13 protein-coding genes are annotated in these 17,403 nt (G+C 36.8%); 12 read left to right on the plus strand and 1 reads right to left on the minus strand.

The annotated features are described in order from the left end of the window. Window positions 1-95: 95 nt before the first annotated feature. The 12 genes from CER18_RS01040 to CER18_RS01095 all read left to right on the plus strand — a co-directional run bounded on the left by CER18_RS01040 (window position 96) and on the right by CER18_RS01095 (window position 15,175). On the plus strand, window positions 96-332 hold the full coding sequence (locus tag CER18_RS01040) for a hypothetical protein (RefSeq protein WP_100128263.1): 237 nt from the start codon (window positions 96-98) through the stop codon (window positions 330-332). A gap of 14 nt (window positions 333-346) precedes the next feature. Further along, complete coding sequence (locus CER18_RS01045; RefSeq protein WP_100128264.1) at window positions 347-1,015, plus strand: response regulator transcription factor; 669 nt, start codon at window positions 347-349, stop codon at window positions 1,013-1,015. Then, window positions 1,012-2,430 (plus strand): ATP-binding protein, encoded by a 1,419-nt coding sequence (locus CER18_RS01050; RefSeq protein ID WP_100128265.1) that lies wholly within the window; start codon window positions 1,012-1,014, stop codon window positions 2,428-2,430. Before CER18_RS01045 ends, CER18_RS01050 begins: the two co-directional genes overlap by 4 nt. A 307-nt stretch (window positions 2,431-2,737) precedes the next feature. Continuing rightward, complete coding sequence (locus CER18_RS01055; protein ID WP_100128374.1) at window positions 2,738-3,511, plus strand: tetratricopeptide repeat protein; 774 nt, start codon at window positions 2,738-2,740, stop codon at window positions 3,509-3,511. 279 nt (window positions 3,512-3,790) lie between these two features. Continuing rightward, a complete protein-coding gene (gene ccmE / locus CER18_RS01060) occupies window positions 3,791-4,270 on the plus strand; it encodes a cytochrome c maturation protein CcmE (RefSeq protein ID WP_100128266.1) in 480 nt (159 codons plus the stop codon). Between the two features lie 7 nt (window positions 4,271-4,277). Continuing rightward, window positions 4,278-6,257 (plus strand): heme lyase CcmF/NrfE family subunit, encoded by a 1,980-nt coding sequence (locus tag CER18_RS01065; RefSeq protein WP_100128267.1) that lies wholly within the window; start codon window positions 4,278-4,280, stop codon window positions 6,255-6,257. 1 nt (window position 6,258) lies between these two features. After that, window positions 6,259-6,714 carry a cytochrome c-type biogenesis protein gene (locus CER18_RS01070; protein ID WP_100128268.1) on the plus strand — a complete coding sequence of 152 codons (456 nt, stop codon included), beginning with the start codon at window positions 6,259-6,261 and terminating at the stop codon, window positions 6,712-6,714. A gap of 182 nt (window positions 6,715-6,896) precedes the next feature. Continuing rightward, window positions 6,897-8,408, plus strand: a complete 1,512-nt coding sequence (locus tag CER18_RS01075) for a Do family serine endopeptidase (RefSeq protein WP_100128269.1) — start codon at window positions 6,897-6,899, stop codon at window positions 8,406-8,408. 72 nt (window positions 8,409-8,480) lie between these two features. Next, window positions 8,481-9,167: a response regulator transcription factor gene (locus tag CER18_RS01080; protein WP_100128270.1), complete on the plus strand. Its 687-nt coding sequence runs from the start codon at window positions 8,481-8,483 to the stop codon at window positions 9,165-9,167. Next, window positions 9,164-10,546 (plus strand): sensor histidine kinase, encoded by a 1,383-nt coding sequence (locus tag CER18_RS01085; RefSeq protein ID WP_100128271.1) that lies wholly within the window; start codon window positions 9,164-9,166, stop codon window positions 10,544-10,546. Before CER18_RS01080 ends, CER18_RS01085 begins: the two co-directional genes overlap by 4 nt. A gap of 80 nt (window positions 10,547-10,626) precedes the next feature. Further along, window positions 10,627-13,551 (plus strand): bifunctional [glutamine synthetase] adenylyltransferase/[glutamine synthetase]-adenylyl-L-tyrosine phosphorylase, encoded by a 2,925-nt coding sequence (locus CER18_RS01090; RefSeq protein ID WP_100128272.1) that lies wholly within the window; start codon window positions 10,627-10,629, stop codon window positions 13,549-13,551. 781 nt (window positions 13,552-14,332) lie between these two features. Next, a complete protein-coding gene (locus tag CER18_RS01095) occupies window positions 14,333-15,175 on the plus strand; it encodes an outer membrane protein (protein ID WP_100128273.1) in 843 nt (280 codons plus the stop codon). Between the two features lie 1,271 nt (window positions 15,176-16,446). On the opposite strand, the gene CER18_RS01105 is transcribed toward CER18_RS01095, so the two are convergent. Continuing rightward, window positions 16,447-17,337, minus strand: a complete 891-nt coding sequence (locus CER18_RS01105) for a metallophosphoesterase family protein (RefSeq protein ID WP_100128275.1) — start codon at window positions 17,335-17,337, stop codon at window positions 16,447-16,449. Window positions 17,338-17,403: the final 66 nt, after the last annotated feature.

The raw sequence follows: 17,403 nt of genomic DNA on the forward strand, positions 1-17,403 counted from the left end.
AGGGGATGGTTATTTTTCATTTGTGGCTTTTAAATTGCCCTCAAAAAGGCATAGTTTCTTTATATCTTACTAGAAGATAGGTTATTGAAATATCGATGATGAAAAAAGTTTTCTTGTTTGTGATAATGGCAGTTTTTTTAGGAGCAGATTCTGTTTTGGCTGCTGGTTGTGCTGAGGTGGGTAAGAAGATTGCAACTCAGGAGAAGGGGGTTCTCGTTCGTGCAAAACTGGTTGTTGAGGATGGAAGGGATGTGTGTGCAATTGTGGTTGTTGTACCAGCCCGCAATGGTGAGAAGTTGCGCCGTGTTGAGGTTGAGGTTCCAGCCGATTAGCATTAGATGTTGTCATGCGTATTTTAATTGCCGAAGATGATCGAAATCTTCACCGTCAATTGGCAGAAGCTGTAGGGCGTGCAGGGTATGTTTCCGATAGCGCTTTTGATGGAGAAGAGGCTTATTTTTTAGGCAGCACAGAATCTTATGATGCGGTGATACTTGATATAGGTTTACCGCAGATTGATGGTCTTCGCGTTGTTGAAAAATGGCGTCAAGAGGGGCACACCATGCCTGTTTTAATATTAACGGCACGAGATCGTTGGTCTGATAAGGTACTTGGTATTGATGCAGGGGCTGACGATTATGTTGTGAAGCCATTTCATTTGGAGGAAGTGATGGCACGCTTGCGGGCGCTCATTCGCCGTGCGACGGGACATGCGACAAGTGCCTTATGTTGCGGAAATGTTTTGTTGGATACGAAGACATCTCGTGTTTTTGTGGATGGTCAATTGATTAAACTCACATCTTATGAATTCAGACTTCTCTCATATCTCATGCATCATTGTGACAGGATTATTTCAAGAACGGAGCTTACTGAGCATCTTTATGATCAGGATTTTGATAAGGACTCGAATACGGTGGAAGTTTTTGTAGGGCGGTTACGGAAGAAACTTGGCGTGGATTTGATTGAGACTATTCGAGGAATGGGATATTGCGTGAGAACACTAGGTGATCAATGAATGTTTTTAAAGAGGATAATTGGTTCCAGAAGTTCTTTTTTGTAATTACGCGATCTCTCAGTTTACGTGTTGTGATTTTATCAACACTATGGGTTGTTATCTCTCTTTTATCAATTTCTGCAGTGAGTATTTTATTTTATAAACGTTCAACTGAAGAGAGCCTAGAGCGTATCCTTTCTGCTCAACTTTACAGTTTGATTGCAACAGTGACGGTAGCACCCGAGGGTACTTTGAAAGGAGGGGCAGGGATTGATGACATTCGTTATGCTGATCCAACAACGGGATGGTATTGGGAAGTTGTTGCCATATCCCATAATTTAAAAGGAAGATTGACCTCTCCCTCATTGGGAACAGGAGAGATATCTACGCCCAGCGATGTCGATATACCTTTTGACAATAAATTCTTTCGCTCTTATCGGATAAAGGGAAACAATGGTCAAAAGCTACAAGTGATTGAGAGTGATGTTGTTCTTGATAATCAAAATCATGTTGCACGTTTTCGGCTTGTTGGGAATATTGATGAAGCGCATGCCCAAGTAAAGGAATTTAAGCGAACTCTGCAAATTTTTCTTTGGAGTTTTGGTATTGGGAGTGTTCTGATTAATATTGCTCTTATTTTCTTTAGTTTTCAACCATTGAAGCTTATTCGACGCGCATTGAATGATATTCGAGAAGGAAGAGTTCACTATGTGAATACCGATTTAGTCAGTGAAGTCATGCCGCTTGCCCAAGAGATGAATGCTCTCATTAGGAATAATCAGCGTATTATTGAGCGATTTCGCACACAAGTTGGTAATCTTGCGCATTCATTGAAAACGCCTTTGTCCGTAATTATGAATGAGGCAGATAAGATGCGCGGAGAAAAGGCTGGTTTGTTGAGAGAGCAAACGCAAATTATGCAAGCTCAAATCAATCATTATCTTCAGCGGGCGCGGATTGCAGCACAATGCGATAGTATTATCTATCATATATCTGTTCGCAGTGTAATTGATCGTTTAGTGCGGGTTATGAAAAAGCTTAATCCTGAAAAAAAAATTGAATTTATTATGGATGTTGATGATATTATTTTTTCTGGAGAGAAAGAAGATTTAGAAGAAATTATCGGGAATTTGATTGAAAATGCTACTCAGTGGTCTCGTGCAAAGGTGGTGATCTCTTGTTGTTTAGAAGAAAACGTTGAAGAAGAAAAATATTTTAGTATCTTGGTTGAAGATGATGGTCCTGGTTTAACAGACGATAAAATTGATGAAGCATTAAAAAGAGGGCGACGGTTTGATGAAAGTAAACCAGGGACAGGTTTGGGATTAGCAATAGTTTCAGATATGGTCAATGAATATGGAGGTACTCTCTTTTTATCACGTTCTGTCTTGGGTGGGTTATGTACAAAAGTCTTATTACCTAAAATGGGAGAATAACATATTTGCTCCTTAAGCAGGAAAGGACTATAAACTTTGAAAAGAAATCTTTAGACAATACAAAAAAGTAGAGACAAAAAGTAGGGCGGCATTTCAGAAGATCCGTATTTATAATCAAAATATGAAAATAAAGCCTTGTTTTAATTTGTTTGATAGAAGTAATCTCTATGAGAGAAAGGAACAATAAATTTTACGATGTTTTTCATAAAAAGATGAATTTTTATCATTTCAAATCACTCTTCTCACATCTCATGAATAGGGTAAAAGATAAGCGCGTTATCYTCTGTTCGTATTGGAAAAAAATGATATGCTTTTACTCATTTTTGCAGCATTTTTTCTCACTTTTCTGGCAATTATTCTATTTTTTTCACTCCGTTTTGACGATGAGGCAGAGAAAAAGTGGCAAATTCAAAGCATAGATGGGCATACAAGTCATAGGCATACGGTTGATGCTCATAAGCTTTATAGGTCCGATAAAAAAAGAAATATTCTTAAAGCTTTAAGTGTTTTTTTTGTTCTTCTGATAACATGGAGTATCTATGGGCTCACAGGTAATCCAGAAGTGAAAAGTTATTTTTTTAGCGAATTAATGGATAAGGATCCTAAAGTTCTAAGTCAGCAAGAAAAGCTTGTTCGTCTACAAGTGCTTTTTTTCCGCTCTCCTCATGATGGCAAGCTAGCAGATGCGTTAGCGGTAGGATATCTCGAAGAAAGCCTTTTTCAAGAAGCTGTAAATACTTATTTAGATGCCCTTCGTTTGAATGGAGAAACAGCTCAAAGGCTTGTAGGGTATGGTTTAGCATTGGTTGGTTATGAAGGGGGAATGATAACGCAAGAAGCACAAAATGCTTTTCAAAAAGCCGCGGATTTAGCGCCAACAGATTTTTATCCACGCTTATTGTTGGCTGATGCATTTCATCAAGCTGGAAAAACGGCGCAGGCAGTGCAGTTTTTACAAAGATTTCTTGATACAATGCCTGAAAATTTTGCCGGACGATCACGGGTTGAAAACATGATGATCCAGTTACTGGGTTCAGAAAGTGAACAGACAAAGAAAAATCATCGTCGCCAATTGAGATAGAGAAAAGCTATTTATAAAGATAAGAGAAGTGATCATTCTAGAAGTGGAAGGTATGTGGAGGAGATAGAAAAACAGAAATGAAGAATTTAAAGAGCGTGATATAAATCATTATAGATTAAATAAAAATTGGTGTAAAAACTAAAAAAGGAAGAAAGATATTGATAGGCTTGTTGGGGCTTGGATAAAAAGTTGCACCTATAGAAAAGATGTGCGAAGCTCTTAAAAAACAAAATATGGATGCTTATAGAACGTGTTTAAATTTTTTTTCGTAGAGTATCTATGAACAATCAATCTTTAAGAAATTCTGCTTCATTGAGGCTTATTTTAAAGAAGCGAAAAAAAAAGCGCTTACTGATCATCTTATTATGTTGTTTGGTTATGGCAATTGCAGCAAGTCTCATCGTGTATGCAATGCGTCATGCGGTTAGTTTTTTTAGAATGCCCTCTGAAATTACAAGAGAAGATATTTTAACTGGGCGCCCTTTGCGTTTGGGCGGCTTTGTTGAAAAGGGGACCATTCAATATGTGGGAGCAAGTGGTGTTATCTTTTTTGTAACGGATAACACAAAACATGAAAAAGTGGTTTTCAATGGTGCCTTACCAGATCTTTTTCGTGAAGGTCAGGGGGTGATTGTAGAAGGGCATTTTGACAAACAGGGTTTTTTTATAGGGACGCGTATTCTCGCAAAACATGATGCAACTTATATGCCTAAAGAAACCGCTGATCGCTTGAAAAAACATTACAGTGTGGAGAAATAATTCGATTGTGCTTGTTGAACTGGGTCATATTTTTTTAGCCGCAGCATTTGCCGTAAGTTTATTAGAAGCTTTGTTGCCTGCTTTAGGTTTCTGGAGGCAAGAGCGTTTGTTAATGCAAACAGCTATTCCTTTAACATATATCACTTTTACATTATTGCTCTTATCTTTTTTAGTACTGATTTACGCTCATGCCGTATCTGATTTTTCTGTGTTGAATGTTGTTGAGAATTCTCATTCAGAAAAGCCAATGCTCTATAAAATCACGGGTGTTTGGGGCAACCACGAAGGCTCTATGTTGTTATGGGTTTTATGTCTCACTTTTTTAAGTGCATTGATGGCTTTCTTTAGCCAATATTTGCCAGAAGATTTTAGGACACTCGTTTTAATTTGCCAAAGTTGGATTACAAGCGCTTTTCTTTTATTTATTCTTTTTGTCTCCAACCCATTTTTACGTGTGAATCCACCAGTATTACAGGGAAATGATCTCAATCCTCTTTTACAAGATATCGCATTAGCGATTCATCCACCTCTTCTTTATTTAGGTTATGTTGGTTTTTCACTCTGCTTTTCTTTTGCTATTGCGGCATTGATTATGGGGCATATTGATAGAAGTTGGGCACGTTGGGTTCGTCCTTGGCTTTTACTTTCTTGGTGTTTTTTGACATTGGGGATTATGGTTGGTTCCTATTGGGCTTATTATGAGCTAGGATGGGGAGGGTATTGGTTTTGGGATCCTGTTGAAAATGTTTCGTTTATGCCTTGGCTTTCAGGAACGGCTCTTTTACATTCTGCTCTTGTTCTCGAAAAACGAGGAATATTGAAAAGTTGGACTTTGTTTTTAGCACTGCTTACTTTTTCTCTTTCTTTGATGGGAACGTTTCTTGTTCGTTCAGGACTTTTAGTTTCTGTTCATAGTTTTGCTGTTGATCCAGCACGGGGGCAAGCAATTCTTGCAATTTTATTTTTCTTCACCGGAGCGGCTTTTCTTCTTTTTGCTTTGCGCATCCCTCTTTTAAGAACAGAAAGCTTTTTTCAACCAATTTCGCGTGAAGGGTTTATTGTTTTAAATAACTTGTTACTAACAACAATAACAGCAACAGTATTGATTGGTACGCTCTATCCTTATTTTATTGAGATGTTAACAGAGCAAAAAATTTCTGTAGGAGCTGCTTTTTTTAATCTTACCTGTGGACCACTCATGCTTTTGTTGTTGTTGCTTGTTCCGTTTGGGTCAATGATGGCATGGAAACGCGGTGATTTTTTTGCAGTTTTTGAACGGTTGTGGTTTGTTTTTGTCTTGGTTGGTATCGTCTGTTTTACACTATTTTGTGCGACATCTGTGCGTGATATTTTTGCCGTTTTAGGCATTGGTCTTTCAGCGTTTGTTTTTTTAGGAAGTTTAGCGGATCTATGGATAAAAAGTGGACATGGCAAGAAAGCTTTTTTAGTACGCATTAAGAGGTTTCTTGGATTGCCGTGGTCTGTTTTTGGGGCAGCAATGGCTCATATGGGATTAGGTGTTACATTATTTGGTATTGTCTGTGTAGCAAGTTTTGGTCAAGAACGTATTTTAACCATGAACATAGGAGAGTGGGTGACGATAGCGGATAAAATGCTTCATTTTGATACCATGCATAATCGTTTTGGTTCGAATTATTCGGCAATAGATTTTTGTTTTAAAATATATGAAAATAAAAATATTGTGGGTCATGTAACAGCTTCAAAGAGATTTTATTCCAGCCAAAATACATCGACAACGGAAGTTGGTCTTCAAAATCATGGCTTATCGCAGCTCTATATTGTGCCGGGACATCTCGATAATCGGGGGCTTGTTGTGCACATATGGTGGAAACCTTATATAATATGCATTTGGTTAGGGGCATTCATGATGGCTATGGGAGGATGTCTTTCTCTTCTGGGGTATTGGTTTCGCACTGGCATGTATAAGAGGGGGCTGCTTGCTTTAAATTTTTGGAGGAGACATTAAGATGAGAAAAATTCTTGGGATTTTATTATTTTTAATCGCAATGTTTCCTTTTCGATTAGCGATAGCAGTAGAGCCGGATGAGATTTTAAAGGATGCAGTTCTTGAAAGGCGCGCGCGCGATATTTCATCGCATTTACGTTGTCCGGTTTGTCAAAATCAATCAATTGATGATTCAGATACTTCTCTAGCACGTGATTTAAGGCTTTTAATTCGGGAAAAACTAAAAATGGGCTATAGCAATCAGCAAGTGGTTGATTTTCTTGTTGAGCGATATGGTGAATTCATTCTCTTAAAACCACCTTTGAATAAAACAACTTGGTTTTTATGGTTTTCTCCTTTGATTATTATCATCATTGGTGCAAGTATCATATTTTTCCAGTTAAAATGGTATAAGCGTGAAAAAATAATGATTATAAACACAACTGAGAAAAAACATTCAAAAACGCCATTGCGTTAAAAAGGATATAACATAAAAAGTTTATCTCATCTGCAATGAGCATTCAACCTTATCGTAATTATATTGGAGGATACTGAAATCTTACAAAACTTTAACAATTTAGACAGAAAACGGTAAGGTCTGGTATTTTATAAGAGATCAGATTGGGATAGAAAGTGTGATTGAATAGGAGCATGGAATAAATGTTAAAAAAAACTTTCTTTAAAACATTTGTCGCAGTAAGTTTTTCTGCCGTATTAGAGAGTGCATTGTTCTTTAGTGGCTGCACATCAAGCTTATGGACGACAAAGGCTCATGCGAGTTCTGTGTTTACTTCGTTAGTGCAACAACAGGGATTTGCAGATATCGTTGCTCAAGTGAAACCAGCGGTTGTTGCAGTGCAAGTAAAGAGCAATAAAAAGAAAGAAGATTGGTTCTTTAGCAACTTTTTTAGTGGTCCAGGGATTGACCAATTACCCGATCAACATCCTTTAAAAAGGCTTTTTAAAGAGTTTTATGATTTTGATAAGCCTAAAAATAAATTTCCCAATCATTCACAAAGACTCCGTCCTGTTGCTTTTGGATCGGGGTTTTTTATTTCATCTGATGGTTATATTGTGACCAATGATCATGTAATTTCTGACGGGACAAGTTATACCGTTGTTCTTGATGATGGTACAGAATTGAATGCAAAGCTCATTGGGAAAGACCCCAAAACCGATCTTGCTGTATTAAAGGTGAATGATACAAGAAAATTTTCCTATGTTGATTTTGGTGATGATTCAAAGCTTCGTGTTGGAGATTGGGTTGTTGCTATCGGAAATCCATTTGGTCTTGGTGGAACTGTAACAGCAGGTATTGTTTCAGCACGTGGACGTGATATTGGAACGGGTGTTTATGATGATTTTATTCAGATTGATGCTGCTGTTAATAGAGGAAACTCTGGTGGTCCAACCTTTGATCTTAATGGAAAGGTTGTAGGGGTTAATACAGCAATTTTTTCTCCTTCTGGAGGAAACGTAGGGATTGCATTTGCTATTCCAGCAGCAACTGTAAAACAGGTTGTACAACAACTTATCGAAAAAGGTTCAGTTCAGCGGGGTTGGTTAGGCGTTCAGATTCAGCCAGTAACAAAGGAGATTTCCGATTCAATAGGTTTGAAAGAAGCCAAGGGGGCTTTGGTTACTGATCCTTTAAAAGGACCAGCAGAAAAAGCTGGTATCAAGGCTGGTGATGTCATTATTTCGGTGAATAATGAAAAGATTACTGATGCGCGTGATTTGGCAAAACGTATCGCAAATATTAAACCAGGAGAAACGGTCACCATAGGGATTTGGAGATCAGGCAAGGAGGAGAATATAAAGGTCAAGCTTGCTTCAATGTCTGAAGATGAAAGTAAGAAAGAGGGTTCAAAATCTTCAAATGAACATGGTAATTTAGAGGAAACATTGGAAGATTATGGTTTGATTGTTATTCCTTCTGATGATGGTGTAGGCGTGGTCGTAACGGATGTCGATACCGATTCAGATGCTGCAGATAAAGGGATACGCCCTGGCGATATCATTGTGACAGTGAATAATAAATCGGTTAAAAAAGTCTCTGATATTATCAGTACAATCAAAAATGCTCAGCAGTTAGGACGAAAAGCTATCCTCTTACAAGTGCGAACAAATGATCAAAATCGTTTTGTTGCTCTTCCAATTTTCAAAAAATAAGGCTTTGAGTATAGGACAAATGTTTATTAAACATTTGTCCTACAACGCAATAAAATAATGGAGATGCGTTTTATGAAGATACTCGTTATTGAAGATGATCATGAAACGGGACGTTATCTCGAAAAAGCTTTTTTGGAAGTAGGGCATTCTGTTGATGTTGCTTATGATGGAGATACGGGATACGCTTTAGCAAGCACGGAAAATTATGATGTTATGGTTGTTGACCGAATGCTTTTGCATCGTGATGGACTTTCTATTATTACTGAATTGCGGGCTAAAGGCAACGAGACACCGGTTCTTATTCTGTCAGCTTTAGGGCAAGTTAATGATCGTGTAACAGGGTTGCGTGCAGGAGCGGATGATTATTTGACAAAGCCTTATGCTTTTTCTGAACTTCTTGCGCGTGTTGAAGTTTTGCAACGGCGGAAAAATCCTAAAGAAGCAGAAACTGTTTATTGCGTAAGCAATCTTGAGCTTGATCGGTTAGCACATACGGTAAAACGGGGTGGTAAAAGCATCCTATTACAACCACGAGAGTTTCGTTTACTTGAATATTTAATGCGCTATGCGGGACAAGTTGTTACACGCACTATGCTTTTGGAAAATGTTTGGGATTATCATTTTGATCCACAAACAAATGTCATTGATGTCCATATCTCTCGTTTGAGAGCTAAAATTGAAAAAGATTTTGATGTTCCGCTTCTTCATACTGTGCGTGGCGCTGGATATATGCTGAAAGCACCAGATAACAAAGCATGAATCGTTTGATTAATATAATGCGCACAACGGCGCTAAGGCTTTCGGCCCTTTACATTTTATTGTTTGGATTGGTGGCAACAGGCCTTTCTATTTATATGGCGGCTTTTTCTGCTTCATTGTTAACAGAGCAAACTGAACAGGCTTTACATGAAGAATTAAAGTATATTGAAAATGCCTATAATTATGGAGGGCTTCCTTTATTAATGCGTACGATAGATTATCGTTCAAGGCAGCCAGGGGCATTTCTTTATCTTGTCACGGATTCTATGGGACGTATTTTAGCAGGCAATGTAGCACGTATTGAATTAGGTCTTTTGAATCAGAGTGGTTTTATTTCGACCTCTTTTTTGTATTCACGTTTTGGAGAACATGGCAAAACAAGTGAACATCGCGCTTTGGCAGTTGTCTTTGATTTACCTAATGCTATGAAGATTCTTATAGGACGCGATTTGGATGAGCCAGAACGTTTTGCAGCGGTTATTCGTAAAGCTGTGATCATTGCACTTACTGCAATGGTGGGAGGCGCTTTACTCATATGGTTTTTTGTCGGCAGGAGAGCTTTACAAAGGATTGATCAGGTAACAGCGGCATCACGGCGCTTGATGGATGGTGATTTCAGTGGGCGTTTACCGGTTTCTGGGGTAGGTGATGAGTTTGATCGATTGTCAACGAATCTTAATGTTATGTTAGACCGCATTGAAGAGTTAAATGTTGGTTTACGTCAAGTATCAGATAATATTGCTCATGATCTGAAAACACCGTTAACGCGTCTTAGAAATCGTGCTGAAGAGGCGCTTTCGGCAAACAAGACAAAGTTTGAATATCGTCAGGTTCTTGAGAGTGTTATTGTTGAATCAGATCAACTTATTCGTACATTTAATGCGATTTTAATGATTTCACGCATCGAAGCGAGCAGTGCAATCGAGCATCTTGAGATGATAAATATGAAACTGATCCTTGAGGATGCTGTTGAGCTTTACGAACCTTTTGCTGAAGAGTCAGGTGTTTTACTTCAGTTAGGAGATATCTTTGATAAAGAGCTTAAATTGAATCGTGAGCTTGTTGCACAAACAATTTTTAATCTTATCGATAATGCGATTAAATATGCATCTAAAGATGGAAGAAAAGCAAAGGTTTGCTTATCAATGGAATATCGTGATGAACATTTATTAGTTGTTGTAAGCGATAATGGTCCAGGAATAGCAGAAGATAAGCGTGAAAAAGTAACAGAACGATTTGTTCGTCTTGAAGAAAGCCGTACACAACCTGGTTTTGGGATTGGTTTAAGCATAGCAAAAGCAGTTATGAAGCTGCACGGTGGTGAATTGTTACTTGAAAATGCCAATCCAGGACTCAGAGCTATTTTGTTATTTCCTTAAAGATATTTTTCATTTTTTTCTTTTCATACGGAACGATGATTTTAAAAATATAAGGCAAAATGCTTTTCAAGGGAGATGAGATGAAACAAGCTTTTTTAAAAACGCAGCTTCTCCCTTTATGCCCTCTCAATGAAAGTGGTTCCCAGTGGCTAAAAGACATGGAAGAACAAGTAAAGAAAGAAGGTTTAGAACCGCTTGTTTCCGTTATTTCAAAGAATGGAACGCAGATTGATTTTATCCGTGCGGTTATGACTTTATCTCCTTTTTTGCGTGAGGTTTTAATTGCCAATCCATCATATCTTAGTCCTTTATTACATGTTGATATAGAAACAAGGCTGAGCGAAATTATTGATGATATTACGGTTATTGATAAGGATGAATCTACCAATGAAACTTCATTGATGGCTGCTTTAAGGCGTAAAAAACGAGAAGCGCACGTTCTCATTGCTTTAGCTGATTTGAGTAGTGTATTTACTTACGAAGTTTCATGTGCGTGGTTGACGCGTTTGGGTGAAGCAGCATTAAGTGTAGCATTACGTTTTCTATTAAGGGAAGCGCATGATCATGGTAAAATAAATTTGCTGAGCCGCGAGAATCCAGAAAAAGATTGTGGTTTAATCATTTTAGGGATGGGAAAATTAGGAGCAGGAGAACTTAATTATTCTTCTGATATTGATCTTATTGTTTTCATTGATGAAACGTCCCCTCATATTGGTAATCTTTCTGAAAGTGTCGACGTATTTTCTAAAATGGTACGCCGATTAATCCGTATCATTCAGGAGCGCACTGCTGAAGGATATGTTTTTCGTCTTGATTTTCGCCTTCGTCCGGATCCAGGGTCAACACCTTTAGCCTTACCCGTCAGGACTGCCTTGCGTTATTACGAAGGGCGTGGACAAAATTGGGAACGCGCTGCGATGATTAAAGCGCGTCCAGTTGCTGGCGATAAGAAGGCAGGTTTTAACTTTCTGAAAGAGTTGTTTCCTTATGTGTGGCGAAAATATTTAGATTATGCTGCGATTGCTGATATTCATTCGATCAAACGTCAAATTCATGCGCATAAAAGTTACGGTCAAATTGCAGCTTATGGCCATAATATAAAGTTAGGTCGTGGTGGTATTCGTGAAATAGAATTTTTTGTTCAGACACAACAACTTATTGCTGGTGGGCGTTTTCCTCAATTACGTGGACGTCAAACAGTTGCAATGTTAGCGGAACTTCACACGCTTGGTTGGATTAGTGAGAAAACAAGAGATAGTCTTATAAAAAGTTATGCTTTTCTAAGAAATGTGGAACATCGTATTCAGATGCTTGCGGATGAACAAACGCATCTTCTTCCCAATGATATTTCTCAATTCACCAGCGTTGCTTATTTAATGGGTTATCACGACAGAAGCGATTTTATCCGTGATTTATTAAAAACACTTCAGGTTGTTGAAAAACACTATGCAGCACTGTTTGAGAATGAACAAGAGCTTGGTTTAGAAATTGGCAATTTAGTTTTTACAGGAGAAGAAGATGATCCGGAGACATTAATAACATTAAGTCGTTTAGGTTTTGAAAGAGCGAGTGATATTTGTCGGATTATGCGCACCCTCCATTGTGGTCGTTATAAAGCAACGCAATCCGCTGAAGCGCGTGAGAGATTAACAGAATTAACACCAGCTCTTTTGAAAGCTTTTGGCGCAACAAAACGAGCCGATGAAGCGATGTTGCGCTTTGATAGTTTTTTACAGGGCTTACCTTCAGGAATTCAGCTTTTTAGTCTTTTGCAGTCTAACCCCTCTCTTTTAGATATGCTCGTTCTTATTATGGGAGCTGCACCACGTCTTGCGGAAATTATTGCACGCAGATCTCACGTTTTTGATGGAATGTTAGATCCCAATATTCTTTCAGAATTACCGACAAAAACCTATTTAGAAAAACGGCTTGAATATTTTCTTGAAGATGTTCTGTCTTATGAAGAAATCCTCGATCATTTAAGGATTTTTGCAGATGAACAACGTTTTTTGATTGGTATTCGAATTTTGAACGGTACAATTACAGGAGAAAGAGCAGGTTTTGCTTTTACTGCGCTTGCTGATCTTATGATTACAAAAACATTTGCTGCCGTTCAAGAGGAATTTTCTCGTCTTCATGGCTGTATTAAAGGCGGACGTGTTGGCATATTGGGAATGGGGAAGCTTGGAAGTCGTGAATTAACTGCTGGTTCGGATGTTGATATCATTTTGCTTTATGAACACGATGATGATGCAGAAATATCTGATGGAGAAAAGCCTCTTTACATCTCTCAATATTATACGCGTTTAGCACAGCGTCTCGTGTCTGCTTTATCGACACTTACAAGCCAAGGTGTTCTTTATTCCGTTGATTTAAGGTTACGGCCCTTAGGCAATAAAGGACCTGTTGCTGTTTCTTTTCCATTTTTTAAAAAGTATTATCGTCAAGAAGCATGGATATGGGAATATCTTGCTTTAACAAGGGCTCGAGGTATTGCAGGAGATTCTGATTTTTTAAAAAAGCTAGAAAATGAAGTGTGTACAATTATTGCTATCTCTCGTAATAAGAACGAAGTTGCAAAAGACGTGTGTGAAATGCGCTCTTTAATTGCAAAAGAAAAGCCACCCAAAAATCAATGGGATTTTAAAACGATGTCTGGTGGCATTATGGATTTGGAGTTTATCGCTCAATTTGCCCTTATTACGCATGTCATTGAGTTTCAAATTGGAGCGACGACAGCAGATATTTTAGACCACTTACCGAACAATTTTCTTCATCAGTCATGGATTGCTGATTTACATTATGCCTATGGTCTCTATACAAATTTGAGTCAAATTATACGACTTTGCTTAAATGATCCTCTTGATCCCAACGATATGCCACCTGGATTAAGTGATCTTTTGCTAAATAGTGTTGGGGAACCTGATTTGCTTCGTGTTGAAAAATTAATTGCAGAAACTGGGCAATTGGTCTGTTCAGTTTTTACAAAAATTATGAAATATTGAATATATTTTATAATAACTTTATGAAAGCATTGAACGTTATTTTCAGCTAAAACATAAACAAATATTATAGAATAATAAACACTGTTCATTTCAGTTTTATATATTAAGTTTGATATTTCATTATATGCTTGAGAGCTTTAGAGAGTAAAAATTTTTCTCTATTGGTTTTTACAAGTGTGATGAAAGATTTTTTTGTTCAATGGGCTTATTCTAAGCATTATTCTTTATAAAAAAAGCAATGTAGTGACGAGCTTTTAGTGAATGATTATGAACCTTAGCTCATGGGTATGATAAAAGTATATGGCTCATTTATAAAGCAGCAGTCTATCAGATACACTTATGAATTGAGAGATCTTCAACACAAGAATATGGACAAGAGTGTTTTTTTATCACATAGCTTTAGATAACCTCTTATAGAGGGAGTGGCTTATATATGACTTCTTATAACACTAATATTACGAAGAAATTTAAATAAATAAGACAAAATTTTTGTTGATTATCTCTCTTATTTTTTCAAAATAGTTGATATTATAATTATTTATAATAATGCTCAATAATAATAAAAATATGAAAATATAACAAATAATATAGAGTAATAATTAATTGAAATATAAATCATATTTAAAAGTTTTTATAATATTTTTATTAAAAAAATAGTTTTATTTTCAAATATAAACTTTAATTTTTTATAACTGTGTCATTTTTGCTATAGATTTTTTTTTAAAAGTATGAAACGATTCACTATTATTTATGTATCACATTAGCTTTTAGGGGAGCAATTATGATTACAAAGTATTTAGTCTCAACATCTATCTTTTCTTTAATTTCAATTTCTGTATTACAGGCAGCAGATAGTGTTGTTCCTGAACAGCCCATTTCTGTTATTACAGCTCCTGCTTTTTCTTGGACAGGGATCTATCTTGGAGGGCAGATTGGTAACTTTTCAGGTAAAACAACTGCAAATTATTTAACAAAAGAGACAGGGATATGGAATCCAGTTGAAAAAGAGAATTTACCTAAACTTTCTGGTTTTATGGGAGGCGTTTATGCCGGTTCGAATATTGATATCGATAATGGTTTTATTATAGGTATTGATACGGATATTATGTGGTCTAATAAAAAAAGTACGAAGAATATCCCTCTACCGAAGAAAGATAAACCTGGAGAAAAAAAATCTTTAGAAAGAGCAAGTCACTCAAGAGATGATTCTCATGAAGATGCTTCAACAACGCTTGTTGAAAGTGTAAGTCATACTTTAAAACAAAAATGGTCTGGTGCTACACGGGTGAAAGTTGGTTTTGCTGTTGATCGTATGATGCCGTATGTTTCTGGAGGGATTGCTTATACGCAGCTTCAGAATATTTTGTCGGTAGTCGTTGATAGCAAAACGGTAGATGATAACAAAAGTAGAGCAATTGATCTTTCTGATTTTCAGCATGATGAAAAAAAGACCATGATTGGTTATACCCTTGGAGGTGGGGTTGATTTTGCAATGACAGATAATATTATTGTACGTGCGGAATATCGTTACTCGGATTTTGGTAAGAAGAAGTTCGTACAGGATAAAGTTGAAATGAGCTACAAGACAAACGATTTCCGCGTGGGTGTAGCTTATAAATTTTAATTTTTTGCAGAATTAAACAGTTTAAAAGCCTCATTTTCAAATGAGGCTTTTATTTTTCAAATAGATGCTGGAAAATATTTCTACACTTGGAAGGGGCTATTTTATTCAAACAATAGTTTGATTTATAAAAATAATTCACTATTTTCATGTGGAATGAGAATTACGAATATCATAATGTTTTCTCATTTAAGATCTATTCTATATTGGAACAATCTAAACCATGTCCTTTTATATCAAAAGCTGAGAGAGCCGTGAGAATAAAAAACATAAAAGAAAGAAAAAACTTTCTTTTTATGAACCGTCTCAATGGTTCAAAGGCTGTTCTACATTGGGGGTTGGTAAAGTGTGAGATGGTACTGACGTATTTTTTCATTAACCTAAAGATGGTGCTACTGAAAGGGCTTATCTTTACACCATTCATGGGTGCTGTCACGAAATAGGTTTGGGTGCTTTAAAAGAGATATCCTTAAAATAAACGCGCGAATTGGAAACACAATGGCGTTCTGTTTTTATTGGAAAGATCTCTCGTACAATCAACTTTTCGTTGTTTTACGTTATCATAAAATATTTTATTTAATAACAAAAAAAATCGCATAAAACGACAATTGTAATATAACTCAATAATAATAAAAAATTCATATCATAATCTTTTATTATTATTGGATATTTTATGCTTTATTATAGATAGTAATACAGAGAAATAAAATAATAATAAAGCGTATTATTAGGAAAAAGTAGATAGAAGTTAGGCATTTATTGAGATATAAAAATATTATTATTTATGACTATTATTGAAATAGAATCTATTATTTTTTATACATTTTTCAAATGTATAAAAAATAACTGTAGAGTATAAAAGTATGGGATTGTTTGAAATATATTTACCATAAATCAACCAGCATCGTTTGTTTATGAATTACAAGGGGGAGTGTGTGATGAAGTACAAAGCAAGGTTTGTAGAACTTTGTGAAGTAAATCGCATAGACAATCGGCAGGGGAAATCCACGAAAAGAATTCGGATTATTTATGGATCAGATAGGAGTCGAAATCTTCGTTCTTGAGAATGGGAAGGAAGTAAAACAATGAATTTGTAAGGTTACTTACATAAGAGGGGGTAGACAACGGAGCTCTTTGAGAGAAATTGATTTATCGACAAAAGAAGGGTGAATTTTGTCTTGTTAAGAGAAGGAGGGCAATAAAATTATGGTTTACAAAGAGATATGAAGTGACAAAATTCTCGCTTTAGGTTGTTTGGGGAACGCTGAATGTATTTAAAGATTAATTGTTTCAGTACAGACTATCTCATTTTGGGGGTTGATAATGCTATAACGTTGCAATTCACAATGCCATTGATTTTGTAAGTGTTCAATGGAAAATAAATTAAAGCCTGCAGGTGGTTTTTTATCACCAAAAGCTTGTGATGCGGAAGGAACACCAACAATAGGAATTTTTTTAGTTGGTCCTTCAATGTATTTTAAAGTGGGTAAATGAGTATGTCCGTGAAGAATAAGTTCGCAACCGTGATGTTTGATAACGTTTAGAAAACGTTTTGTATCCCGTAATTTTTTATGCCAAGACGTTGCTTTGGGAAAAGGGGGATGGTGGATCATGACGACACGAAAAAGGTTGCGCTGTGCTGCTTCATTTAAAAAGTGTGGTAACGTTTGCGCTTGCATTTTACCAAAATAACCAGAAGCTTGAAAAGGGGGGGTCGCAATAGCTGAAGAAGCAGCTATGATGGCGACATCTTCGCGAATGCGCATATAAGGAAAAGGAAAGGCGCTTTTTTGAGGCACGTCACCTGTGATCCAAGGCTTAAAGAGAATACATGCTTTTGGGAGGGCTCCGCGGACATAGGCATCATGATTTCCAAATGTCAAAGAAATATCTTGGGGTTGTCCCAAGCTAAGGAGCCAACGCTGAGCTTGTTCAAATTCCTTATCGAGAGCAAGGTTTACAAGATCACCAGAGATCACCAGATGATCAGGCTTTGTTTTGTTCAAGGCATCTATTAAAGTTTCGAGGACATTTGTTGCCATTTGACTCTTACGTTTTTTTTGCCAATTCAAATAACCGGTAAGACGTTTTCCAGAAAGTTCAAAAAGGGAGGGTTTTGGGAGAGGGGAAAGATGTACATCTGATATATGGGCAAGATAAAACATAAAAACTCGTGGAGTATTAAACGCGATTTAAGGAATGAACATAAGATAAGTTGATACTTAAAGGCA

It is taken from the genome of Bartonella tribocorum, assembly GCF_002777915.1.
In the GTDB taxonomy this organism is placed as follows: domain Bacteria; phylum Pseudomonadota; class Alphaproteobacteria; order Rhizobiales; family Rhizobiaceae; genus Bartonella; species Bartonella tribocorum_A.